The sequence below is a fragment of the Pseudomonas sp. BIGb0381 genome (assembly GCF_024809815.1).
In the GTDB taxonomy this organism is placed as follows: domain Bacteria; phylum Pseudomonadota; class Gammaproteobacteria; order Pseudomonadales; family Pseudomonadaceae; genus Aquipseudomonas.
Genome location: NZ_JANUEN010000001.1, coordinates 616,548 through 639,273 on the forward strand (window position 1 = coordinate 616,548; position 22,726 = coordinate 639,273).

A 22,726-nucleotide genomic window follows, 5' to 3' on the forward strand; every position below is an offset into this window, starting at 1 on the left:
GTCGGCACAACACCAAAACCCATTGATAAATGAGGGCTTCTGCTCAGCTATACTCCCCTCCATTTGAATGGCCCTTCGAGGAAGTACTGTGAAGAATTGGACCTTGCGCCAGCGGATTTTGGCGAGCTTTGCGGTCATTATCGCGATCATGCTGCTGATGGTTGTGGTGTCCTACTCACGGTTGATGAAGATCGAAGCCAGTCAGGAAGCGGTGCGTGACGATGCGGTGCCGGGGGTTTATCTCAGTTCGATGATTCGCAGCGCGTGGGTCGACAGCTATTTGCAGACCATCGATATTATTGGCCTGCGCGAGGATAAAACCCTCACCAGTAGCGATAAGTCGGACTACAGGGCCTTCGAATCGCGTATCGAGCAGCAGATGGCCAACTACGAAACAACGGTCCATAGCCAGGCCGATCGCATGGAGTTCGATAACTTCAAGGCCGCTCACATCAACTACAACAAGGTGTTGGGCCAGGTGCTTGAGCGCGTCGAAGCTAATGACATGCCGGCCGCACGCGAGTTGTTGGAAGAGCAATTGACGCCGATCTGGACCGAAGGGCGCATGAAGCTCAACGACATCATCACCGAAAACAAGGCAGTGTCGGATAAAGCAACGGCGGCTATTGACGACGCGGTTGCCTCGGCCAAGGTCAGCATGTTCATGTCGCTGGCCGTGGCGATTCTTGCCGCTGGTCTGTGCGGCCTGCTGCTGATGCGCGCGATCATGGCGCCGATGCAGCGCATCGTCGACATCCTCGGCACCATGCGTGACGGTGACCTGAGCAAACGCCTGAACCTGGCGCGCAAGGACGAATTCAACGCGGTGGAAACCGGCTTCAACGACATGATGACCGAGCTTACGGCCCTGGTGTCCCAGGCCCAGCGTTCTTCGGTACAGGTCACCACCTCGGTCACCGAAATTGCCGCCACCTCCAAGCAGCAACAGGCCACTGCCACTGAAACTGCTGCGACTACCACCGAGATCGGTGCCACTTCGCGGGAGATCGCTGCCACTTCCAAGGATCTGGTCCGTACCATGACCGAAGTGTCCACCGCCGCCGACCAGGCCTCGGTGGCCGCCGGTTCCGGCCAACAAGGCCTGGCGCGGATGGAAGAAACCATGCATTCGGTGATGGGCGCCGCCGATCTGGTCAACGCCAAGCTGGCAATCCTCAATGAGAAGGCCGGCAACATCAACCAGGTAGTGGTGACCATCGTCAAGGTCGCCGACCAGACCAACCTGCTGTCCTTGAATGCCGCCATCGAAGCCGAAAAGGCCGGTGAATACGGGCGCGGTTTTGCCGTGGTGGCCACCGAGGTGCGCCGCCTGGCCGACCAGACTGCCGTGGCGACCTACGACATCGAGCAGATGGTGCGTGAGATTCAGTCGGCGGTTTCCGCTGGTGTCATGGGCATGGACAAGTTCTCCGAAGAAGTGCGCCGAGGCATGTTCGAAGTGCAGCAAGTGGGCGAGCAGCTGTCGCAGATCATTCATCAGGTACAGGCGCTGGCGCCGCGGGTGTTGATGGTCAACGAAGGCATGCAGGCCCAGGCCACGGGCGCCGAGCAGATCAACCACGCCCTGGTGCAACTGGGTGATGCCAGCAGCCAGACGGTGGAGTCCCTGCGCCAGGCCAGCTTTGCCATCGATGAACTGAGCCAGGTTGCGGTGGGTCTGCGCAGCGGCGTGTCGCGTTTCAAAGTCTGATGAGCGACCTCGCGGCTAAACGCGGCGCCGTCCCGGCAGCGAAAAAAGCGTTGTTCCTGGTGTTCCACGTCGGCCAGGAGCGCTTTGCCCTCAAGGCTACGGAAGTGGCCGAGGTGCTGCCGCGCCTGCCCCTCAAGCCCATCGCCCATGCGCCGCAGTGGGTGGCGGGGATCTTCGCCCATCGTGGCCTGCTGGTGCCGGTCATCGACCTCAGCGCCCTGACCTTCGGCAAACCTGCCCAGGCCCGCACCAGCACGCGGCTGGTGCTGGTCAACTATCAACCCGAACCCTGGGTCGAAGCGCGCTGGCTGGGGCTGATCCTGGAGCAGGCCACCGACACCCTGCGTTGCGCGATTGAGGAATTCAAACCTTATGGCCTGGACAACCGTGAAGCCCCGTACCTGGGGCTGGTCCGTGAAGATGCGTTGGGCCTGATGCAGTGGATCGGCGTCGATGAATTGCTCACTGAGCCAGTGCGCACTCTGCTGTTCAGCGCCGAGCAGAGCCTATGAGCAGCGACCCGCGCTTCTTTGCCTTCCTGAAGGAACGCATCGGCCTGGATGTCGCCTCGGTCGGCGAGGCCATCATCGAACGTGCCGTACGCCAGCGGTGCCAAGCCATTCAGGCCGGCACCACGAATGACTACTGGCACCATCTGCAGCGTTCCCACGATGAGCAGCAAGCGCTGATCGAAGCGGTGATCGTCCCCGAAACCTGGTTTTTCCGTTACCCCGAATCTTTCGCGACCCTGGCCCGCCTGGCCAAGGCGCGCCTGCTCGAGATCAACCAGATGCGTGCGCTGCGTATCCTCAGCCTGCCCTGTTCCACCGGCGAAGAGCCTTATTCGATCGCAATGGCGCTGCTGGATGCCGGCCTCGCGCCGCACCAGTTCAAAGTGCAGGGCATCGACGTCAGCCCTCTGTCGGTGGAGCGTGCCCGGCGCGGGGTGTACGGCAAGAACTCGTTTCGCGGCGGTGACATCGCCTTTCGTGATCGCCACTTCGTCGAATATGGCGACGGCTTCCACATCGCCGAGCGGGTGCGCGAACAGGTGCGCCTGCAGGTGGGCAACCTGCTCGACCCCGCATTGCTGACCAACGAGGCGAGCTACGATTTTGTGTTTTGCCGCAACCTGCTGATCTACTTCGACCAGCCGACCCAGAAGCACGTCTTCGATGTGCTCAAAGGCCTGACCCACGTGGACGGCGTGCTGTTTATCGGCCCGGCCGAGGGCAGCCTGCTGGGCCGGCATGGCATGCGTTCGATCGGTGTGCCGCAGTCCTTTGCGTTCAGCCGACATGCCGAGCCGGTCAAGCCCGAGCCGGTTTTCATGCCGATGCCCATACCCCAGCGCAGCGCCGCACCGATTCCTGTCAAGCCGCGACCGTTCAGCACAGTCAGCGCCCAAGTGGTGCCGATCAAGGCGCCGGCGTCCGATGCGAGCGCCTTGCTCAGCCGGATCGCTACATTGGCCAATGAAGGCAAAAGCGTTGATGCCCGCGCCGCGTGCGAACAATATCTGAACAACCACCCGCCGGCCGCCCAGGTGTTCTACTGGCTGGGACTGCTCAGCGATGTGGCCGGCAGCGCCCTGGAAGCCCAGGGCTATTATCGAAAAGCCTTGTACCTGGAGCCCCAGCATTCGCAGGCTTTGATGCACCTGGCCGCCTTGCTCGAGTCCCAGGGCGACAGTGCGGGGGCGCGCCGGTTGCAGGCGCGGGCCGCGCGTAGCGAGCGAGCCGACAGTGAGCAAAAACCATGAGTAGCCCAGACGTGCTCGACACTACCGGCCTGGACTTGACCCTGGCCGACACGCAAGCCATCGACGACTGCTGGAACCGCATCGGTATTCATGGTGACAAATCCTGCCCGTTGCTGGCGGACCATATCCACTGCCGCAATTGCTCAGTGTATTCGGCCGCGGCCACGCGCCTGTTGGACCGCTATGCCCTGCAACAGGACGATCATCGCCCGCAGGCCGGCGTTGCGCGTGGCGAGGAGGTGGCCACCCGTTCATTGCTGATATTCCGCCTCGGCGAAGAATGGCTGGGTATCGCCACCCGTTGCCTGGTAGAGGTGGCAACCCTGCAACCGATCCACTCCTTGCCGCACCAGCGTTCGCGTGCCTTGCTCGGCGTGGCCAATGTACGCGGCGCGCTGGTGGCATGCCTGTCGCTGGTGGAGCTGCTGGGCCTGGACACCACCGGCCATGGCGCCAGCGGTGGGCGGATCATGCCGCGGATGTTGATTATTGCCGCCCAGGACGGCCCGGTGGTGGTGCCGGTGGACGAAGTCGACGGTATCCATGCCATCGATGAGCGCACCTTGAAGGCGGCGTCGGCATCCGGTACCCAGGCCAGCGGCCGCTTTACCCAGGGCGTATTGCAGTGGAAGGGCCGCAGTCTGCGTTGGCTGGACGAGGCGCAATTGTTGTCCGCCGTGACCCGGAGCCTCACATGACCCCCGACCAGATGCGTGATGCTTCGCTGCTGGAACTGTTCAGCCTGGAAGCCGATGCGCAGACTCAGGTATTGAGCGCGGGCCTGCTGGCCCTGGAACGCAACCCGACCCAGGCCGACCAGTTGGAAGCCTGCATGCGCGCCGCGCACTCGCTCAAGGGCGCGGCGCGAATCGTTGGGCTGGACGCCGGCGTCAGCGTGGCGCATGTCATGGAGGATTGCCTGGTCAGCGCCCAGGAAGGCCGCCTGTACCTGCAACCCGAACATATCGACGCGCTGCTGCAGGGCACCGACCTGCTGATGCGCATCGCCACCCCCGGCAACGACGTGGGGCCGGCGGACATCGAAGCCTACGTGGCGCTGATGGAGCGCCTGCTCGACCCGTCCCAGCCCGCTGCCAGGCTCGCGCCGCCACCCGAGCCGGCGCCTGCGCCTATCGTCGAAGAGCTGCCCGCAGAACCCGAGCCCGCGCCACCGGTCACCAGCGAGCCTGTGCGCCAGAACAAGCGCATGACCGAAGGCGGCGAACGCGTACTGCGGGTAACCGCGGAGCGCCTGAACAGCCTGCTGGACTTATCCAGTAAATCCCTGGTGGAGACCCAGCGCCTCAAGCCCTACCTCGCCAGCATGCAACGCCTCAAGCGGATCCAGAGCAACAGCGTGCGTGCCCTGGACAACCTGGACGGCCAGCTCAAGACCCTGAACTTGAATCTCGAAGCCCAGGAAGCGCTGGCCGATGCCCGACGCCTGCTGAGCGAAGCCCAGGCGTTGCTGGCGGAAAAGACCGCCGAGCTGGATGAATTCGGCTGGCAGGCCGGGCAACGCGCCCAGGTGCTCTACGACACCGCGCTGGCGTGTCGCATGCGCCCGTTTGCCGATGTGCTGGCCGGGCAGGTGCGCATGGTGCGCGACCTCGGCCGCAGCTTGGGCAAGCAAGTACGCCTGGAGATCGAGGGCGAAAAGACCCAGGTCGACCGCGACGTGCTGGAAAAGCTCGAAGCGCCACTCACCCATTTATTACGCAATGCCGTCGACCACGGCATCGAAATGCCCGACCAACGCCTGTTGGCAGGCAAACCGGCCGAAGGCTTGATCCGCCTGCGTGCGTCCCATCAGGCCGGTTTGCTGGTGCTGGAACTGAGTGACGACGGCAACGGCGTCGACCTGGAGCGCCTGCGCGGCACCATCGTCGACCGGCACCTGTCACCGCTGGAGACCGCCCTGCGCCTGAGCGAAGAGGAACTGCTGACGTTCCTGTTTCTGCCTGGCTTCAGCCTGCGCGACAAGGTTACCGAAGTGTCCGGGCGTGGTGTCGGCCTGGATGCGGTGCAACATATGGTCCGTCAACTGCGTGGCGCGGTGGTGCTGGAGCAGACGGCGGGGCAGGGCAGCCGCTTCCATCTGGAGGTGCCGCTGACCCTGTCGGTGGTCCGCAGCCTGGTGGTGGAGGTCGGCGAAGAAGCCTATGCGTTCCCGTTGGCCCATATCGAGCGTATGTGCGACCTGGCGCCTGACGATATCGTGCAGTTGGAAGGCCGCCAGCATTTCTGGCACGAGGGTCGGCATGTGGGCCTGGTCGCCGCCAGCCAGTTATTGCAGCGCCCGCCAGGGCAGAACAATGATGAAACCTTGAAGGTGGTGGTGATCCGCGAGCGCGATGCGGTTTACGGCATCGCCGTGGAGCGCTTTATCGGCGAGCGCACGCTGGTGGTGCTGCCGCTGGATGATCGCCTGGGCAAGGTCCAGGATATCTCCGCCGGCGCCTTGCTGGACGACGGCTCGGTGGTATTGATCGTCGATGTGGAAGACATGTTGCGCTCGGTGGACAAGCTGCTCAACACCGGGCGCCTGGAACGCATCGCCCGGCGCAGCCAGCAGGCCAACGAAGCACCGCGCAAGCGAGTACTGGTGGTGGACGACTCGCTCACCGTGCGGGAGTTGCAACGCAAATTGCTGCTTAATCGTGGGTACGAAGTGGCCGTCGCGGTCGACGGCATGGACGGCTGGAACGCCTTGCGCTCCGAAGACTTCGACCTGCTTATCACTGACATCGATATGCCTCGTATGGACGGTATTGAATTGGTCACACTCTTGCGCCGTGACAGTCGCCTGCAATCGTTGCCGGTGATGGTGGTGTCGTACAAAGACCGTGAAGAAGACCGCCGTCGCGGGCTGGACGCTGGCGCCGATTATTATCTGGCCAAAGCCAGCTTCCACGATGACGCGCTGCTGGATGCCGTGGTGGAACTGATTGGAGGCGCGCGGTCATGAGGATTGCGATCGTCAATGACATGCCCCTGGCCGTGGAGGCCCTGCGCCGGGCCTTGAGCTTCGAACCCGCGCACCAGGTGGTGTGGGTGGCCGGCAATGGACTGGAGGCGGTGCAGCGCTGCGCTGAATTGACCCCGGACCTGATCCTGATGGACTTGATCATGCCGGTGATGGACGGCGTGGAGGCCACTCGGCAGATCATGGCCGAGACCCCGTGCGCGATCCTGCTGGTGACCGTCGACCGCCAGGCCAATATGAGTCGGGTGTTCGAAGCCATGGGTCACGGCGCCCTGGATGTGGTGGATACGCCGGCGCTCGGCGTGGGCAACCCCAAGGATGCGGCGGCGCCGTTGCTGCGCAAGATCCTCAACATCGGCTGGCTGATCGGCCAGCGCGGCAGCCGTGTGCGCGCCGAAACCACGCCGGAGCGCAGCACCGGCAAACGCCAGAGCCTGGTGGCGATCGGTTCTTCGGCGGGTGGCCCGGCTGCTCTGGAAATCCTGCTCAGGGGTTTGCCCCGGGACTTTGCCGCGGCCATTGTGCTGGTGCAGCATGTGGACCAGGTATTCGCCGCCGGCATGGCCGAGTGGCTGAGCAGTGCCTCCGGCCTGCCGGTACGCCTGGCCCGGGAAGGCGAACCGCCGCAAAGCGGGGTGGTGCTGCTGGCCGGCACTAATCATCACATTCGTTTATTGAAGAATGGCACGCTAGCCTATACCGCAGAGCCGGTGAATGAGATTTACCGGCCTTCGATCGACGTGTTCTTCGAAAGCGTGGCCAGCCACTGGAATGGCGATGCCGTCGGCGTACTGCTCACCGGTATGGGCCGTGACGGGGCCCAGGGGCTCAAGTTAATGCGTGAACAAGGTTATTTGACCATCGCCCAGGATCAGCAAAGCTCGGCGGTGTATGGCATGCCCAAAGCGGCGGCGGCGATTGATGCTGCTGTTGAAATTCGCCCACTGGATAGAATTGCGCCCCGACTGCTGGAGGTCTTTGCAAAATGATCATGACCTTCCACGGTGCAGGCTTGCAGGCAGTAATTCAGGTGACTGCACATGAATGATTTACAGATCGACGGCATCAAGACCGACGAAAATGCCGCCATGGTGTTGCTGGTCGACGACCAGGCCATGATCGGCGAAGCCGTCCGGCGCGGCCTGGCCCACGAAGAAAACATCGACTTCCACTTCTGCGCCGACCCGCACCAGGCGATTGCCCAGGCCATCCGTATCAAGCCCACGGTGATCCTGCAGGATCTGGTGATGCCCGGCCTCGACGGCCTGACCCTGGTGCGCGAATACCGCAACCACCCGGCCACGCAGAACATCCCGATCATCGTGCTTTCCACCAAGGAAGACCCGCTTATCAAGAGCGCGGCGTTCTCGGCGGGGGCCAACGATTACCTGGTCAAGCTGCCGGACAACATCGAGTTGGTGGCGCGCATCCGCTATCACTCACGCTCCTACATGACCCTGTTGCAGCGCGATGCCGCCTACCGTGCGCTGCGGGTCAGCCAGCAACAGCTGCTGGACACCAACCTGGTGCTGCAACGGCTGATGAACTCCGATGGCCTGACCGGGCTGTCCAACCGCCGCCACTTCGACGAATACCTGGAGCTGGAATGGCGACGCGCCATGCGTGACCAGACCCAGCTGTCGTTGCTGATGATCGATGTGGACTTCTTCAAGACCTACAACGACAGCTTCGGCCACGTCGAGGGCGACGAAGCCCTGCGTAAAGTCGCCAACACCATCCGTGAAGCCAGCAGCCGTCCCTCGGACCTGCCGGCGCGCTACGGCGGCGAAGAGTTCGCGCTGGTGCTGCCGAACACCTCGCCGGGTGGCGCACGTCTGGTGGCGGAAAAGCTGCGCATGGCCGTTGCCGCGCTGAAAATCCCGCATATTGCCCCGGCTGAAGGCTCAAGCCTGACCATCAGCATCGGCCTGTCGACCATGACGCCGGTGCAGGGTACGGATTGCCGCCAGTTGATCATGGCGGCGGACAAGGGCTTGTATACGGCCAAGCACAACGGGCGCAATCTGGTCGGCATCGAGTGAGTCGAGGCCGCAACAGATCAAAATGTGGGAGGGGGCTTCCTCCCTCCTACATTTAACCCTGCGTCGTCTGCCTTTTCGCCAGGCGGGCTGCCGCTCCCCCCCGTTTGCCGTTATACTCGCCGGCTTTCAAAAGTTCGCCAACGAGTGCTGCCCGCCATGGAAATCAACCCGATCCTTAACACCATCAAGGACCTGTCCGAGCGCTCCGAAACTATTCGGGGGTATCTTTGACTACGATCAAAAGCATGAGCGTCTGACCGAAGTCAATCGCGAGCTTGAAGATCCGAGTGTCTGGAACAAACCTGAATACGCCCAGGAACTGGGGCGCGAGCGCGCTGCGCTGGCGCAGATCGTCGACACCCTCGACGAGCTGAACACCGGCCTGGCCGACTGCCGCGACCTGCTGGACATGGCCGTCGAAGAAAACGACGAAGGCGCAGTGGGCGATGTCGTCGCCGAGCTGGCCCGTCTCGAGGAAAACCTCGCCAAGCTTGAATTCCGCCGCATGTTCAGCCACGAAATGGACCCGAACAACGCCTACCTGGACATCCAGGCCGGTTCCGGCGGCACCGAAGCCCAGGACTGGGCCAACATCCTGCTGCGCATGTACCTGCGCTGGGCCGACAAACGCGGTTTCGACGCCACCATCATGGAACTGTCGGCCGGTGAAGTCGCCGGCATCAAGGGCGCGACCGTGCACATCAAGGGTGAATACGCCTTTGGCTGGCTGCGTACCGAGATCGGCGTGCACCGCCTGGTGCGCAAGAGCCCGTTCGACTCCGGCAACCGTCGTCACACCTCGTTCTCTGCGGTGTTCGTCTCCCCCGAGATCGATGACAAGGTGGAAATCGAGATCAACCCGGCCGACCTGCGGATCGACACCTACCGCTCCTCCGGTGCCGGTGGCCAGCACGTAAACACCACCGACTCGGCCGTCCGTATTACCCACGTACCGACCAACACCGTGGTGAGCTGCCAGAACGAACGTTCCCAGCACGCGAACAAGGACACCGCCATGAAAATGCTGCGGGCCAAGTTGTACGAGCAGGAAATGCAGAAACGCAACGCGGCTTCCCAGGCGCTGGAAGACACCAAGTCGGATATCGGCTGGGGTCACCAGATCCGCTCTTATGTGCTCGATGCGTCGCGGATCAAGGATCTGCGCACTAACATCGAACGCAGCGACTGCGACAAGGTACTCGACGGTGACATCGACGAATACCTGGAAGCCAGCCTGAAGTCCGGCTTGTAATAAAGATTGTAGGAGCCGGCATGCCGGCGATCCCCGGCCTACGCCTGGGACAACGAACCTGATGGAAAATTTAAAGACATGAGCGACCAACAACTCGACCCGCAAGTCCTGCAACAGGAAGAAAACTCCCTGATCGCCCTGCGCAAGGAAAAGCTGGCTGCCGAGCGCGCCAAGGGCAATGCCTTCCCCAACGACTTCCGCCGCGAAAACTACTGCGATGCCTTGCAGAAGCAGTACGCGGACAAGACCAAGGAAGAGCTGGCAGAGGCTGCGATCCCGGTCAAGGTAGCAGGTCGCATCATGCTCAACCGTGGCTCGTTCATGGTGATCCAGGACATGACCGGGCGTATCCAGGTCTACGTCAACCGCAAGACCTTGCCTGAAGAAACACTGGCCTCGGTGAAAACCTGGGACATGGGCGACATCATCGCCGCCGAAGGTACCCTGGCCCGTTCCGGCAAGGGCGACCTGTACGTGGAAATGACCAGTGTGCGTCTGCTGACCAAGTCCCTGCGCCCGCTGCCGGACAAGCACCACGGCCTGACCGATACCGAGCAGCGCTACCGCCAGCGTTATGTCGACCTGATCGTCAACGAAGAGGTGCGCCAGACGTTCCGCGTGCGTTCGCAAGTCATCGCGCACATCCGCAGCTTCCTGATGCAGCGTGACTTCCTGGAAGTGGAAACCCCGATGCTGCAGACCATCCCGGGTGGTGCTGCAGCCAAGCCGTTCGAAACCCACCACAACGCACTGGACCTGGAAATGTTCCTGCGTATCGCGCCTGAGCTGTACCTCAAGCGTCTTGTTGTCGGCGGCTTTGAGAAGGTGTTCGAGATCAACCGCAACTTCCGTAACGAAGGCGTCTCGACCCGTCACAACCCGGAATTCACCATGTTGGAGTTCTACCAGGCCTACGCCGACTACGAAGACAACATGGACCTGACCGAAGAACTGTTCCGCGAACTGGCGCAACTGGTCCTGGGCAGCACTGACGTGCCGTACGGTGACAAGGTGTTCCACTTCGGCGAGCCGTTCGTGCGCCTGTCGGTGTTCGACTCGATCCTCAAGTACAACCCTGAACTGACCGCCGACGACCTCAATGACATCGACAAGGCACGCGCCATCGCCAAGAAAGCCGGTGCCAAGGTGCTGGGCTTCGAAGGCCTGGGCAAACTGCAGGTGATGATTTTCGAAGAGCTGGTGGAGCACAAGCTGGAACAGCCGCACTTCATTACCCAGTACCCGTTCGAAGTGTCGCCTCTGGCCCGTCGTAACGACGACAACCCGAACGTCACCGACCGTTTCGAGCTGTTCATCGGTGGCCGCGAAATCGCCAACGCCTACTCCGAGCTTAACGACGCGGAAGACCAGGCCGAGCGCTTCATGGCCCAGGTGGCCGACAAGGACGCCGGCGACGACGAAGCCATGCACTACGATGCCGACTTCGTACGTGCCCTGGAATACGGCATGCCGCCAACGGCCGGTGAAGGTATCGGCATCGACCGCCTGGTGATGTTGTTGACCAATTCGCCGTCGATCCGCGATGTGATCTTGTTCCCGCACATGCGGCCACAAGCGTAAGCGTAGCGAAATCCGAAGCCGCCTTTTATAAGGCGGCTTTTTTATGTGGCATTAATAAGCGTCAAACAAACAGCGCCATGGGATCGTTCCCGCGCTCTGCGTGGGAATGCACACCGTGACGCCCCGCGTCACCTGATAAGGAAGATCCGTCGTGAACCGCGTAACCGCTCAAGAAGGCGCCGCCGGCATTGCCGCTGCCGTGGCTGAAAGCGTCCAGTACCAGGGCCGTAAGGCCAGCCGTCGGGGCAGCGAGCAACGCAGGCAAGACATTCTCGATGCGGCCATGCGCATTGTGGTGCGCGATGGCGTGCGGGCCGTGCGCCATCGGGCCGTGGCGGCCGAGGCCGGCGTGCCGTTGTCGGCTACCACCTATTACTTCAAAGATATCGACGATTTGCTCACCGACACGTTCGCCCAGTACGTCGAGCGCAGCGCTGCGTTCATGGGCAAGCTATGGGTGCGTAACGAAGGCTTGCTGCGTGAGATGGTCGCCTATGGCGATGGCAGCCCGGAATCGCGTTCGCAACTGGCCGATGACATCGCGCGGTTGACCGCCGACTATGTGCTGCGCCAACTGACCAACCGCCGCGAACACCTGATGGCCGAGCAGGCCTTTCGCCAGGAAGCCTTGCTCAACCCGCGCCTGGCGCAATTGGTGCGTTCCCACCAGCAGATTCTGTTGCAGGGCACGGGACAGTTTTTCCAAGTATTGGGCTCCCGCGAGCCGCAACAGGACGCCAAGGTGTTGACGGCGATTATCAGTCGGATGGAATATCAGGGCCTGCTGGGCGGCGCAGAGCCTCTGACCGGTGAAGAGATGCTTGAGATCCTCAAGCGTTACATGCATTTGGTGTTGGCCTCGGTCTGACACCGGGGAGTCCAATGAAAACCTGGCGTGTGGCGATAATCGCCTTGTCGTTCCTGTTGCTCAGCGGTTGCCTGGTAACGTTCAAGGACCCGTTGCCCGCCCATGAGGCGGCGCCGGATGAATTGCTGGGCCATTGGACCAGCAGGAATGCCTGGGGCGAACCGCTCAACCTGCACATCAGCCGTATCGGTGAGCACCGCTATAAGGCGGTGAGCTACCCTAAAGCCACGCCGGCCCAGCGCGATGAGTACCTGTTTACGGTTTCGCGTCATGGCAGCCGCTGGTACCTGTCGGCACCGTTGCCGGCCCGGTTCGGAGGGCATTACTTCCTGGCGGGGTTCGAGTTCGACGATAAGCACGAATTGGTGGTCTATAACCTCGACCTCGAACAGATTCACCAGGCCATCGGGCAACAGGTGTTGCAGGGCAGCAGCGTGGATACCGTCGAAGGCACCGGGGTACTGGTCGACAGTTCCATGAGCCAGGTGTTTGCCTATCTGGATGATCCGGCCAATGCCGATGTGTTCGTTGAAGCCGTGCGCTACCGGCGTGCGGGCAAATAACGTTTAAAGAGGAAGCACCGGGTGGACGATTACCAGCAGACGATACGCACCTTGTCCGATCGCATTGTGCTGGCGCAAACACCGATTCGCGTCCTCGACGCTGTGAAGTGGGACGACAACATTCGCCAGGGGTTCCTCAAGGCCAAGGGCAAGGCAATGCCGGCCGTGGACCGCGACTATTACCTGAACCGGCCGCTGTCGTTCGACTCCAGTGCTGTGAAGCTGGAATTCCAGAACATCGAACGCGACATCACTCGCCGTCTCGGCCAGTTCAGCCCGGTGGGGCAGATCATGCGTCGCATGTGCCGTGAATACCGCATGGTGGTGCGGATGCTCGAAGCCCGCGGCACCGAGGACTTCGGCCTGATTTCCCAGGAACTGTACGGCGCGGCTTCCGATGCCTTCCACGCCGGCGACCCGACCCTGGCTGACCTGGGCCTGATGCTCTCCGACTACCTGAACAATATCGACGGCCGTGGCGACCTCAAGGACGAAGCCAAGACCCTTACCGCCAAGGACGCCGTGGCCCTGCTGCAAACCCGCCTGAACAAGGTGTTTGGCGAGGCGGAAGAGACCATTCGGGTGTTTGAGTCCGACGGCATCGTCGCCGATGCCGCAGCGGGCGCCGACTACATCAAGATCCGCGCCGACGCGATGTTCAACGACCGCGATGTGCGAGCACTGGAAGTCCACGAAGGCCTGGTGCATGTAGGTACCACGCTCAACGGTCAGAACCAGCCGATCTGCACGTTCCTGTCCAAGGGCCCTCCGTCGTCCACCGTGACCCAGGAAGGCTTGGCGATCCTGATGGAGATCATCACGTTCGCCTCCTACCCGAGCCGCTTGCGCAAACTGACCAACCGCACCCGTGCCATCCACATGGTGGAAGAGGGCGCCGACTTCCTGCAGGTGTTCGAGTTCTTCCGCGAACAAGGCTTTGAAATGGCCGAAAGCTATGGCAATGCCAGCCGGGTATTCCGTGGCTCGGTGCCGGACGGCCTGCCGTTTACCAAGGATTTGTCCTACCTCAAGGGCTTTATCATGGTTTACAACTACATCCAGCTGGCCGTGCGCAAAGGCAAGCTGGAGCAAGTGCCGCTGCTGTTCTGCGGCAAGACCACCCTGGAAGACATGCGCACCTTGCGCCAACTGGTCGACGAAGGCCTGGTGGTGCCACCCAAGTACCTGCCCGAACAGTTCCGCGACATGAACGCACTGGCGGCATGGATGTGCTTCTCCAACTTCCTCAACCACTTGAGCCTGGACCGGATCGAGGCGGATTACTCCAATATCCTTTAAACGCTGTTATTCACGAGGCTTCAACGGATGAGAATCCTCGGCATTCTATGCCTGCTACTCACATTGAACGGTTGCAGCTCGTTGCTGTTCTACCCCGAACCCGGCCTGCCGTTCACGCCCGAAAAAGCGCACTTGCAATACCGCGATGTCACCCTCACCACCGCCGACGGTGTGAAGCTGCATGCATGGTGGCTGCCGGCGAAGGCCGGAGTGCCCGTCAAAGGTACGGTACTGCACCTGCACGGCAACGGCGGCAACCTGGCCTGGCACCTGGGGGGCAGTTGGTGGTTGCCGGAGCAAGGTTACCAGGTCCTGCTGCTGGACTATCGCGGTTATGGGCTGTCGGAAGGCAAGCCCTCATTGCCGGCGATTTATCAGGATGTGGATGCGGCTTTCAGTTGGCTCGACAAGGCCCCCGAAACCAAGGGCCAACCGTTGATCGTCCTCGGCCAAAGCCTCGGCGGCGCGCTGGCGGTGCATTACCTGGCGGAACACCCACAGCGTCAGTCCCAACTCAAAGCCCTGGTACTGGACGGTGTGCCCGCCAGTTATCGTGACGTAGGACAATTCGCCCTGAGCACCTCCTGGTTAACATGGCCATTCCAGGTGCCTTTGTCTTGGTTGGTGCCCGACGCCGACAGCGCGATCAACGCCATGCCGCAGCTGACCGGCGTGCCGAAATTGCTGTTCCACAGTCTGGATGACCCGGTCGTGCCCGTGGCCAACGGTATCCGCCTGTATCAGGCCGCGCCACCGCCACGAGTGTTGCAGTTGACCCGAGGTGGCCATGTGCAAACCTTTGCCGACAAAACCTGGCAAACCGTGATGCTGCGTTATCTGGATGACCCGCAGCACTTTAACGGCCTGCGCCGCCTGGGCGAAATTCCGAACTATCCGACTCCTAAAGTTGACCCATCAGAGAGCCCGCAATGAGCGAAGAACGCAACATGATCCCGCTGATCCTCACCGGCATCGGCACCATCATCGGTACTGTCGGTTGTCTGTGGTACTACGGCTACCTGCACTTCGCCAAGCCGGAAGATGCTCTGCTGCTCAGTGACTTCACCATGCTCAAGACTGTGCCTGGTGAGGATTACAAGATCTCCCTTACCCCGGCCGCGCAAGTGGCGCAGTGTGTTGATGGTGTACTGGTAATGTTCGACACCGAGCAGAAAGGCCTGAGTGGTGTGCTGGTAAACAACAAGAAGCAGGCTGTGCGTTGCATGGGGCAGGAAACGCCGCAATTGCAGCAGTAAGCTATCGCATCACCGCCGTGGGAAAACGCGATGAAACCTGGCGATTAGTCCTTCGATGCACCTGCGATCCTCATAAGACTGGAACCATCTCAATTTGCCAACCACAGATTATGGGCTGATTGGTATTACTGATCGGTCCTTTTTATTAGTTAATGTGGAGTCGATGTTTATGGCAGGTATCAACGGAGTATCGGGTGCTGGGAGTGTGGGCAATATTGGTAACGCTGGCGGCGGGGCTCAAGGCGGCCTTGAACAGCAGATTCAGGACTTACAAAGTAAAATTAAGCAACAGCAGTCGCAAGGTTCCCAAGGTGGGCAGGGTAGCGGCGGTGCCGGAGGTGAAGAAAGCCTTGAGGAACTGTTGAAGAAGCTGGAAAAACTGCTTGCACAAACGAACCAAGGTGCACAGTCCGGTCAGGGTGCGCAAGACGGTCAGAGTCAGCAAGGCAGTCAAGATGGCGCACAGAGCGGTGCGCAAATCCAGACGCCGGACTACCAGGGGTCAGGCAGGGTTGGCAGCTGATTGGCCGCCTGAGAAAACCCGCCGGTCATAGGCGGTTTTTTTATAGTGCATGGGACGATCAGTCGGCGACGGGTTTATTTGGAACCATGTCGCGTAAGAAGCCACAGAAAGCGGGGTAACTTACACAGATCAGGGCCGAGAAAGTGGCGACAATTGCAAATCCTTTACCTCCTGTACATCCGGCAAGTTCTGAAAGTCAGGCATTTCGCAATCTGCTGAATATGTGCAGGTGTCATGGGGATCTGGAACGGCGGGCCCAACAGGAGCGTAAACCAAAAATTGAGCTGCCAGCGGAGGACACGCACCGTTCTATCCAGTTCGGCGAACCGAAAAAAAACCCACCGTGAGGTGGGTTTTTTTATCCAGCATCAATCAATCAGTTCGCCATGGACGAACGTGGCTTGACGGGCTGGTTGTCGTTGGAGATGGTCACTTCAACACGGCGGTTCATGGCACGGCCCGAGACGCTGCCGTTATCGGCAACCGGGTATTCCTTGCCATAACCCTGGGTCACGATGCGCGAAATATCCACGCCTTGCTGAGCCAGTGCGCGTTGTACCGATGCCGCGCGGCGCTCCGACAGGCTCTGGTTGTACGAATCGGAACCGGTGCTGTCGGTGTAGCCTTCGACGATCACCTTACGATCCGGATTGTCACGCAGGAACTGCGCAAGCTTGGTGATGTTAACCAGGCCGCTGGATTTCAGGTCGGACTTGTTGGTAGCGAACAGCACGTCGCCGAACGTCACCAGCGTACCGCGTTCGGTTTGCTTGGCATTCAAGCTGTCCTGCAACTGCTTGATCTGCGCATCACGGGCTTCAAGCAGTGCACGGGCACGTTCGTCGCCGGCGTTTTTCAGCTTGGCTTCGGATTCGCGCAGCACGATGGTGTCTTTGGCCACTTCAACACGCTGGTTGGTCAGGTAGGCCAGTTGGTCAACTTTCTTCTGGTCTTCCTTGTCGCGGTAAGCCTTGTCGGCCTTGTCCAGCCATTCGCTGGCGTCCTTGGTTTCCAGCGCGGCAAGCTTGGTGGCTTGCGGGTTGGTTTGCAGGGACGAGAAGTTGGTCCGTGCGTTTTCCAGGTTCGCGTTGGGCGGGGTGGAGCAGGCCGCCAGGGCAACGCTCATCGCCAGCAGGGCAGGGATCATCAATTGTTTACGCATAGTCGTGTCGTCCTTTCAATTCGATATCGGGTGCAGTGCAATCAGGCGCGGCGGTTTATTGCTGCTGGATAGCAGCCGGGCGCATACCTTCCTGACGCAGCTCCTGAACAGCTTTCTGGGAATCCTTCACAGCCTGTTCGGCCTTGGCGGCCTGGGACTTGCGCTCTGCAACGCGAGCATCCCATTCGGCTTGTTCGGCCAGGCGACGCGCCTCGTCATAGTTCTTGTCGTGCATGGCGATTTCGGCTTGCTTGAGCTTGTCCTGGGCCGACTTCATTTCTACGGCCGCGTACTCGGTACCGCCCGCGCTGACTGCGCTGTTGACCGCAGATTGAGTCACCGCGTATTGCTCGGTAGGCGGGTTGCCGGCGCAGCCAGCCAAAACGAAGCTGGTGCCGATTGCCAGCGCGGCCAATTTAAGCCCGCGCAGGTGGTTAAACGTGGATTTGGCAGTGCTGGTCTTCATCGTCTTCAACTCCATTGGATAACTCCTGAAAAACATCAAAATCCATCTCAGTCGGTGAGCGGCTGGGGCGCGGCGGTAAAGCACGACGGGCCCTTTCAAACGGCCGTTCCAAGTGATGGCTTACTGGCTGTGACCGGAGGCTTTTTTCAAAAGTTCAGAAGAGATGGCGATTTGCCTAAAAAAATATCTGACTGATTGGTCAGGGTAAAAAATTGGAACTTTTGCCACGTGCAGGGGTACTCCGAGCCTCGCCAGAGGCCCGGAATACGGGGGGCAGATGGGTGTCAATCGAGTCCGTCAGTGCTTTTGGTCGTCGGCACTGGCAGACAAATCATGCAGATAGCGACGGGACAAGGTCAGGAACCGCGGCGTAGGCCCGACGTCCTCGTACAGCGGGTCACCCTCCTCATCGGTGGCAATCACCTGCTGCCCCTTGATGTACGGAAAGCTGGCTTCCAGCTCTTCCAGGGCCGCCCCGATCAGTTCGCCGAGCAGTTCTTCGGTGTGGCGCTTGGGGTACATCTCGGCAATGGCCGCCAACCGCGCAGCGGCCTCTACATCCAGATGGATGGCGTACTCGGTCTTGGTCAAGCGACCCTTGGCGTTCTCTTCCCAATGCTGGGCCAGTTCTCGAATTTTCATGGCAACCTCAATAGAACCCGCGATGGCAGGCGGTGATGAGTGACCAGTCGCTCGCCTGGATAACGCGGCGACTCACAGTTGAGACTAGCTGCAAGTCACAAGGTTTAAAGTCTTGTCATAAAACGATGCTGGCGGCACTCTGGCAGACCTGCGCGTCCCGGATTTCTGGCTGGAGATTGGCTGATGAGTGATATCGATGCACGCTTGCGTGAGGATGTTCACCTCCTGGGTGAGCTGTTGGGCAACACCATTCGAGAGCAGTACGGCGATGATTTCCTCGACAAGATCGAGCAGATCCGCAAAGGGGCCAAGGCCGACCGCCGCGGAGCCGCCCCGGACAAAGCCGCTGGTGATGAACTGAGCGCCAGCCTCAATCAATTGCAGGAAGACGAACTGCTGCCCGTGGCCCGGGCCTTCAACCAGTTCCTTAACCTGGCCAATATCGCCGAGCAGTACCAGTTGATTCACCGGCGCGATGAGTCGCAACCGGCACCGTTCGAGTCCCGTGTTTTGCCGGAGTTGCTGGCCCGTCTGCAAGGCGAAGGCCACAGCAACGAGTCCCTGGCCCGTCAGTTGGGCCGCCTGGAAATCGAACTGGTCCTCACCGCCCACCCCACCGAAGTGGCGCGTCGCACCCTGATCCAGAAATACGACGCTATCGCCGCACAACTGGCGCTGCAGGATCACCGTGACCTCACCACCGCTGAGCGCGAGCAGATCCGCCAGCGCCTGCAACGCTTGATCGCTGAAGCCTGGCATACCGAAGAAATCCGTCGCACCCGGCCTACCCCGGTGGATGAAGCCAAGTGGGGCTTCGCGGTGATCGAGCATTCGTTGTGGCACGCCATCCCCAATTATCTGCGCAAGGCCGACCAGGCATTACACACTGCGACGGGCCTGCGTTTGCCCCTGGAAGCCGCGCCGATCCGCTTTGCGTCGTGGATGGGCGGCGACCGTGACGGCAACCCGAATGTCACCGCGCCGGTCACCCGCGAGGTGTTGCTGCTGGCGCGCTGGATGGCTGCCGACCTGTACCTGCGCGATATCGACCACCTGGCCTCCGAGCTGTCGATGCAAAAGGCCAGCCCGGCGTTGCAGGCCAAGGTCGGCGACAGCGTCGAACCCTATCGTGCCCTGCTCAAGCAGCTGCGCGAACGCCTGCGCGCCACGCGCCAATGGGCCCATACCGCGTTGAGCAGCAGCACGCCGGCGCCTGCCGAGGTCTTGCAGAACAACCGCGACCTGCTCGAGCCACTGGAGCTTTGCTATCAGTCGCTGCACGAATGCGGCATGGGCGTGATCGCCGACGGCCCGCTGCTCGATTGCCTGCGCCGGGCCGTAACCTTTGGTCTGTTCCTGGTGCGCCTGGATGTACGGCAGGACTCCAGTCGCCATTCGGCGGCCATGACCGAAATCACCGATTATCTGGGCCTGGGCCGGTACGAAGACTGGAACGAAGACATGCGCATCAGCTTCCTGATGAAGGAGCTGGCCAACCGTCGACCGCTGTTGCCGGGCTATTTCAAGCCGTCGGCGGATACGGCCGAAGTGCTCAACACCTGCAAGGAAGTGGCCGCCGCACCTGCCGCATCGTTAGGCTCGTATGTCATCTCCATGGCCGGTGCCGCCTCGGATGTATTGGCGGTGCAGCTGCTGCTTAAAGAGTCGGGCGTTCAACGGCCGATGCGTGTGGTACCGCTGTTCGAAACCTTGGCCGACCTGGATAACGCCGGTCCCGTGATCGAGCAACTGTTGCTGCTGCCGGGCTACCGTGCGCGCTTGCAGGGCCCGCAGGAAGTGATGATCGGCTATTCCGACTCGGCCAAGGACGCCGGCACCACCGCCGCCGCCTGGGCGCAGTACCGCGCCCAGGAGCGGTTGGTGGATATTTGCCGGGAGCAACAGGTGGAATTGCTGCTGTTCCATGGCCGTGGTGGGACCGTCGGGCGTGGCGGCGGCCCGGCCCATGCGGCGATCCTGTCGCAACCGCCGGGTTCGGTGGCGGGGCGTTTCCGTACCACCGAGCAAGGCGAGATGATTCGCTTCAAATTCGGCTTGCCGGACATTGCTGAACAGAACCTCAATCTCTATTTGGCTGCCGTGTTGGAAGCGACGTTGCTGCCACCGCCGCCACCGGAGCCGGCGTGGCGGCATTTGATGGATGAGTTGGCGGCCGACGGTGTCAGCGCTTACCGCGCAGTGGTGCGGGAAAATCCGCAATTCGTCGAGTATTTTCGCCAGTCCACCCCCGAGCAGGAGCTGGGCCGTCTACCCTTGGGCAGTCGCCCGGCCAAGCGGCGTGCCGGTGGTATAGAAAGCCTGCGCGCCATTCCGTGGATCTTCGGCTGGACCCAGACTCGCCTGATGCTGCCGGCCTGGCTGGGTTGGGAAGCTGCGTTGAGCAAGGCCCTGGAACGCGGCGAAGGCGAACTGCTGGGGCAGATGCGCGAACAGTGGCCGTTCTTCCGCACCCGCATCGATATGCTGGAAATGGTCCTGGCCAAGGCCGACGCCGATATTGCGCGCCTGTATGACGAGCGCCTGGTGCAGCCGGACCTGTTGCCATTGGGGGCGCACTTACGCGACCTATTGTCGCAGGCATGCGGCGTGGTGCTTGGCCTGACCGGCCAGTCGCAACTGCTGGCCCATAGTCCTGACACCCTGGAGTTCATCCGCCTGCGTAACACCTATCTTGACCCCCTGCACCTGTTGCAGGCCGAGTTGCTGGCGCGCTCGCGTCGCCAGGAAGCCGCGCAAGACAGCCCTCTGGAACAGGCGCTGCTGGTGTCCGTGGCCGGTATTGCGGCCGGCCTGCGCAACACCGGCTGAGGTTTTTTGCGTGTTCTCAAAGGCTTGCGAATAAACCACGACGGCCGCCCTGAAAGGGGTGGTCGGCGTTTACAGCGCTGGTTGCACTCAGGCACACCCTACCTATGACGTACGCGTGGCGCGGGTTCCTGCGACTTTTGGCGGCTTGTGTGGTTAGGGCCTGCTGTGTATCTTGATCAGCCTTTGGCCGTTTGGGCGGCTTGGGCCCATATTTTTATGAGCCACATATTTTTACGAGATTGGCCCCACGCGGCGAATCCGAGCGTCATCTCTATAAAAAATTGAGGAGCACATCGATGCGCGTCATTCTGCTGGGAGCTCCCGGGGCCGGTAAAGGTACTCAGGCAAAGTTCATCACTGAAAAATTCGGCATTCCACAAATCTCCACCGGTGACATGCTGCGCGCAGCCGTCAAGGCCGGCACCGAGCTGGGCCTGATCGCCAAGAGCGTGATGGACAGTGGCGGCCTGGTCTCCGATGACCTGATCATCAACCTGGTCAAGGAACGCATCAGCCAGGAAGACTGCAAGAACGGTTTCCTGTTCGACGGCTTCCCACGCACCATTCCCCAGGCTGAAGCCCTGGTGAAAGCCGGCGTCGAGCTGGACGCCGTGGTCGAAATCGCGGTTGAGGATGAAGAAATCGTCCAGCGTATTGCCGGTCGTCGCGTTCACGAAGCCTCTGGCCGCGTCTACCACACCGTCTACAACCCGCCTAAAGTCGAAGGCAAGGACGATGTCACCGGTGAAGACCTGGTGCAGCGTAAAGACGACACCGAAGAAACCGTGCGTCATCGCCTGTCGGTCTACCATTCCCAGACCAAGCCGCTGGTGGATTTCTACCAGAAGCTGTCCGCAGCCCAGGGCAAGCCGAAGTACAGCCATATCCCTGGCGTCGGCTCGGTGGAAGCCATCACCGCCAAGGTGCTGCAAGCACTGAGCTGATCCTTCATCGGCTCGATACACAACGGCCCGCTTGCGGGCCGTTGTTGTTTATACTGGCGCACTTTTTTTCGACTTGGACACCCACACCGATGAGCACCCTGCTGGCCCTGGACACCGCGACTGAAGCTTGCTCCGTTGCCTTGCTGCATGATGGCAAAGTCACAAGCCACTACGAGGTGATCCCGCGCCTGCACGCGCAGAAGCTGTTGCCGATGATCAAGCAGTTGCTCGAAGACGCTGGCATCACGCTGTCTGCCGTGGACGCCATTGCCTTTGGCCGCGGCCCGGGGGCGTTTACTGGTGTGCGTATCGCCATTGGTGTGGTTCAGGGCTTGGCCTTTGCGTTGGAGCGCCCGGTGCTGCCGGTCTCCAACCTTGCCGTACTGGCTCAGCGTGCCTTGCGCGAACAGGGGGCCCGGCAGGTGGCGGCGGCTATCGATGCACGTATGGACGAAGTGTATTGGGGCTGCTACCGCGAAACGGCTGGCGAAATGCGCCTTGTCGGCGTGGAAGCCGTGCAGCCACCGGAATCGGCGGTATTGCCCGCCGATGCCAGCGGTGACTGGTTCGGCGCTGGCACCGGCTGGGGTTATGGCGAGCGTATCGGCGTTCAACCTGCTGGCCAGGACGCCACCCTGTTGCCTCACGCCGAGGATCTGCTGACCCTGGCGCGCTTTGCGTTCGAACGTGGCGAGGCGATTCCTGCGGATCAGGCTGCACCGGTTTACTTGCGCGATAAAGTGGCGCAGACCAAGGCGGAAAGAGGGATTAGTTGACGCCAAAAATGATGGCAATTTGAGGCAAAAGCCGCCAATCGTCAGAATTTGCCCTCGTTTTTAA

At 61.1% G+C, this 22,726-nt stretch carries 21 protein-coding genes; 18 read left to right on the plus strand and 3 right to left on the minus strand.

The window, feature by feature from the left end; genetic code table 11:
* Positions 1 to 88 precede the first annotated feature (88 nt).
* The 15 genes from M2397_RS03050 (at position 89) to M2397_RS03120 (ending at position 15,843) form a co-directional block, all read left to right on the plus strand.
* Positions 89 to 1,711 carry a methyl-accepting chemotaxis protein gene (locus tag M2397_RS03050; protein ID WP_145335091.1) on the plus strand — a complete coding sequence of 541 codons (1,623 nt, stop codon included), beginning with the start codon at positions 89 to 91 and terminating at the stop codon, positions 1,709 to 1,711.
* Positions 1,711 to 2,223 carry a chemotaxis protein CheW gene (locus tag M2397_RS03055; RefSeq protein ID WP_131697296.1) on the plus strand — a complete coding sequence of 171 codons (513 nt, stop codon included), beginning with the start codon at positions 1,711 to 1,713 and terminating at the stop codon, positions 2,221 to 2,223. Before M2397_RS03050 ends, M2397_RS03055 begins: the two co-directional genes overlap by 1 nt.
* Positions 2,220 to 3,473 (plus strand): protein-glutamate O-methyltransferase CheR, encoded by a 1,254-nt coding sequence (locus M2397_RS03060; RefSeq protein WP_145335089.1) that lies wholly within the window; start codon positions 2,220 to 2,222, stop codon positions 3,471 to 3,473. The genes M2397_RS03055 and M2397_RS03060 overlap by 4 nt, the downstream gene beginning before the upstream one ends.
* Positions 3,470 to 4,171, plus strand: coding sequence for a chemotaxis protein CheW (locus M2397_RS03065; protein WP_145335088.1), 702 nt, complete (start codon positions 3,470 to 3,472; stop codon positions 4,169 to 4,171). Before M2397_RS03060 ends, M2397_RS03065 begins: the two co-directional genes overlap by 4 nt.
* The gene (locus tag M2397_RS03070; RefSeq protein WP_167654833.1) at positions 4,168 to 6,441 is read left to right on the plus strand and encodes a hybrid sensor histidine kinase/response regulator; all 2,274 of its coding nucleotides are present in this window, start codon (positions 4,168 to 4,170) and stop codon (positions 6,439 to 6,441) included. The genes M2397_RS03065 and M2397_RS03070 overlap by 4 nt, the downstream gene beginning before the upstream one ends.
* The gene (locus M2397_RS03075) at positions 6,438 to 7,448 is read left to right on the plus strand and encodes a chemotaxis response regulator protein-glutamate methylesterase (protein WP_131697292.1); all 1,011 of its coding nucleotides are present in this window, start codon (positions 6,438 to 6,440) and stop codon (positions 7,446 to 7,448) included. The genes M2397_RS03070 and M2397_RS03075 overlap by 4 nt, the downstream gene beginning before the upstream one ends.
* A gap of 51 nt (positions 7,449 to 7,499) precedes the next feature.
* Complete coding sequence (locus tag M2397_RS03080; protein ID WP_131697291.1) at positions 7,500 to 8,501, plus strand: PleD family two-component system response regulator; 1,002 nt, start codon at positions 7,500 to 7,502, stop codon at positions 8,499 to 8,501.
* Between the two features lie 156 nt (positions 8,502 to 8,657).
* A protein-coding gene (gene prfB / locus M2397_RS03085; protein ID WP_098465888.1) for a peptide chain release factor 2 occupies positions 8,658 to 9,753 on the plus strand; the annotation gives its coding sequence in 2 pieces (ribosomal slippage) (positions 8,658 to 8,729 and positions 8,731 to 9,753; 1,095 coding nt in all).
* 78 nt (positions 9,754 to 9,831) lie between these two features.
* Positions 9,832 to 11,334 (plus strand): lysine--tRNA ligase, encoded by a 1,503-nt coding sequence (lysS, locus tag M2397_RS03090; RefSeq protein ID WP_131697290.1) that lies wholly within the window; start codon positions 9,832 to 9,834, stop codon positions 11,332 to 11,334.
* Positions 11,335 to 11,485: 151 nt separating this feature from the next.
* Positions 11,486 to 12,202, plus strand: coding sequence for a TetR/AcrR family transcriptional regulator (locus M2397_RS03095; protein WP_131697289.1), 717 nt, complete (start codon positions 11,486 to 11,488; stop codon positions 12,200 to 12,202).
* A gap of 14 nt (positions 12,203 to 12,216) precedes the next feature.
* Positions 12,217 to 12,765 carry a hypothetical protein gene (locus tag M2397_RS03100; RefSeq protein WP_259242284.1) on the plus strand — a complete coding sequence of 183 codons (549 nt, stop codon included), beginning with the start codon at positions 12,217 to 12,219 and terminating at the stop codon, positions 12,763 to 12,765.
* A 21-nt stretch (positions 12,766 to 12,786) separates the two neighbouring features.
* Entirely contained in the window at positions 12,787 to 14,064 is a 1,278-nt protein-coding gene (locus M2397_RS03105) for a flavohemoglobin expression-modulating QEGLA motif protein (RefSeq protein ID WP_131697287.1), read from the plus strand.
* Positions 14,065 to 14,091: 27 nt separating this feature from the next.
* Complete coding sequence (locus M2397_RS03110; protein WP_131697286.1) at positions 14,092 to 14,997, plus strand: alpha/beta hydrolase; 906 nt, start codon at positions 14,092 to 14,094, stop codon at positions 14,995 to 14,997.
* Positions 14,994 to 15,320 carry a hypothetical protein gene (locus M2397_RS03115; RefSeq protein ID WP_003172217.1) on the plus strand — a complete coding sequence of 109 codons (327 nt, stop codon included), beginning with the start codon at positions 14,994 to 14,996 and terminating at the stop codon, positions 15,318 to 15,320. Before M2397_RS03110 ends, M2397_RS03115 begins: the two co-directional genes overlap by 4 nt.
* A 94-nt stretch (positions 15,321 to 15,414) precedes the next feature.
* On the plus strand, positions 15,415 to 15,843 hold the full coding sequence (locus M2397_RS03120; protein WP_184744486.1) for a hypothetical protein: 429 nt from the start codon (positions 15,415 to 15,417) through the stop codon (positions 15,841 to 15,843).
* Positions 15,844 to 16,219: 376 nt separating this feature from the next.
* Here M2397_RS03120 and M2397_RS03125 read toward each other — a convergent pair whose 3' ends face one another.
* The 3 genes from M2397_RS03125 to M2397_RS03135 all read right to left on the minus strand — a co-directional run bounded on the left by M2397_RS03125 (position 16,220) and on the right by M2397_RS03135 (position 18,113).
* Entirely contained in the window at positions 16,220 to 17,005 is a 786-nt protein-coding gene (locus tag M2397_RS03125; protein ID WP_131697284.1) for an OmpA family protein, read from the minus strand.
* Between the two features lie 55 nt (positions 17,006 to 17,060).
* On the minus strand, positions 17,061 to 17,471 hold the full coding sequence (locus tag M2397_RS03130; RefSeq protein WP_178116714.1) for a DUF4398 domain-containing protein: 411 nt from the start codon (positions 17,469 to 17,471) through the stop codon (positions 17,061 to 17,063).
* A gap of 297 nt (positions 17,472 to 17,768) precedes the next feature.
* Positions 17,769 to 18,113 carry a hypothetical protein gene (locus M2397_RS03135; protein ID WP_027604509.1) on the minus strand — a complete coding sequence of 115 codons (345 nt, stop codon included), beginning with the start codon at positions 18,111 to 18,113 and terminating at the stop codon, positions 17,769 to 17,771.
* 183 nt (positions 18,114 to 18,296) lie between these two features.
* On the opposite strand from M2397_RS03135, the gene ppc reads away from it, so the two are divergent.
* The 3 genes from ppc to tsaB all read left to right on the plus strand — a co-directional run bounded on the left by ppc (position 18,297) and on the right by tsaB (position 22,662).
* Positions 18,297 to 20,942 (plus strand): phosphoenolpyruvate carboxylase, encoded by a 2,646-nt coding sequence (gene ppc / locus M2397_RS03140; RefSeq protein ID WP_131697281.1) that lies wholly within the window; start codon positions 18,297 to 18,299, stop codon positions 20,940 to 20,942.
* A gap of 296 nt (positions 20,943 to 21,238) precedes the next feature.
* Complete coding sequence (adk, locus tag M2397_RS03145; protein ID WP_010212617.1) at positions 21,239 to 21,886, plus strand: adenylate kinase; 648 nt, start codon at positions 21,239 to 21,241, stop codon at positions 21,884 to 21,886.
* Positions 21,887 to 21,975: 89 nt separating this feature from the next.
* A complete protein-coding gene (tsaB, locus tag M2397_RS03150) occupies positions 21,976 to 22,662 on the plus strand; it encodes a tRNA (adenosine(37)-N6)-threonylcarbamoyltransferase complex dimerization subunit type 1 TsaB (protein WP_131697280.1) in 687 nt (228 codons plus the stop codon).
* Positions 22,663 to 22,726: the final 64 nt, after the last annotated feature.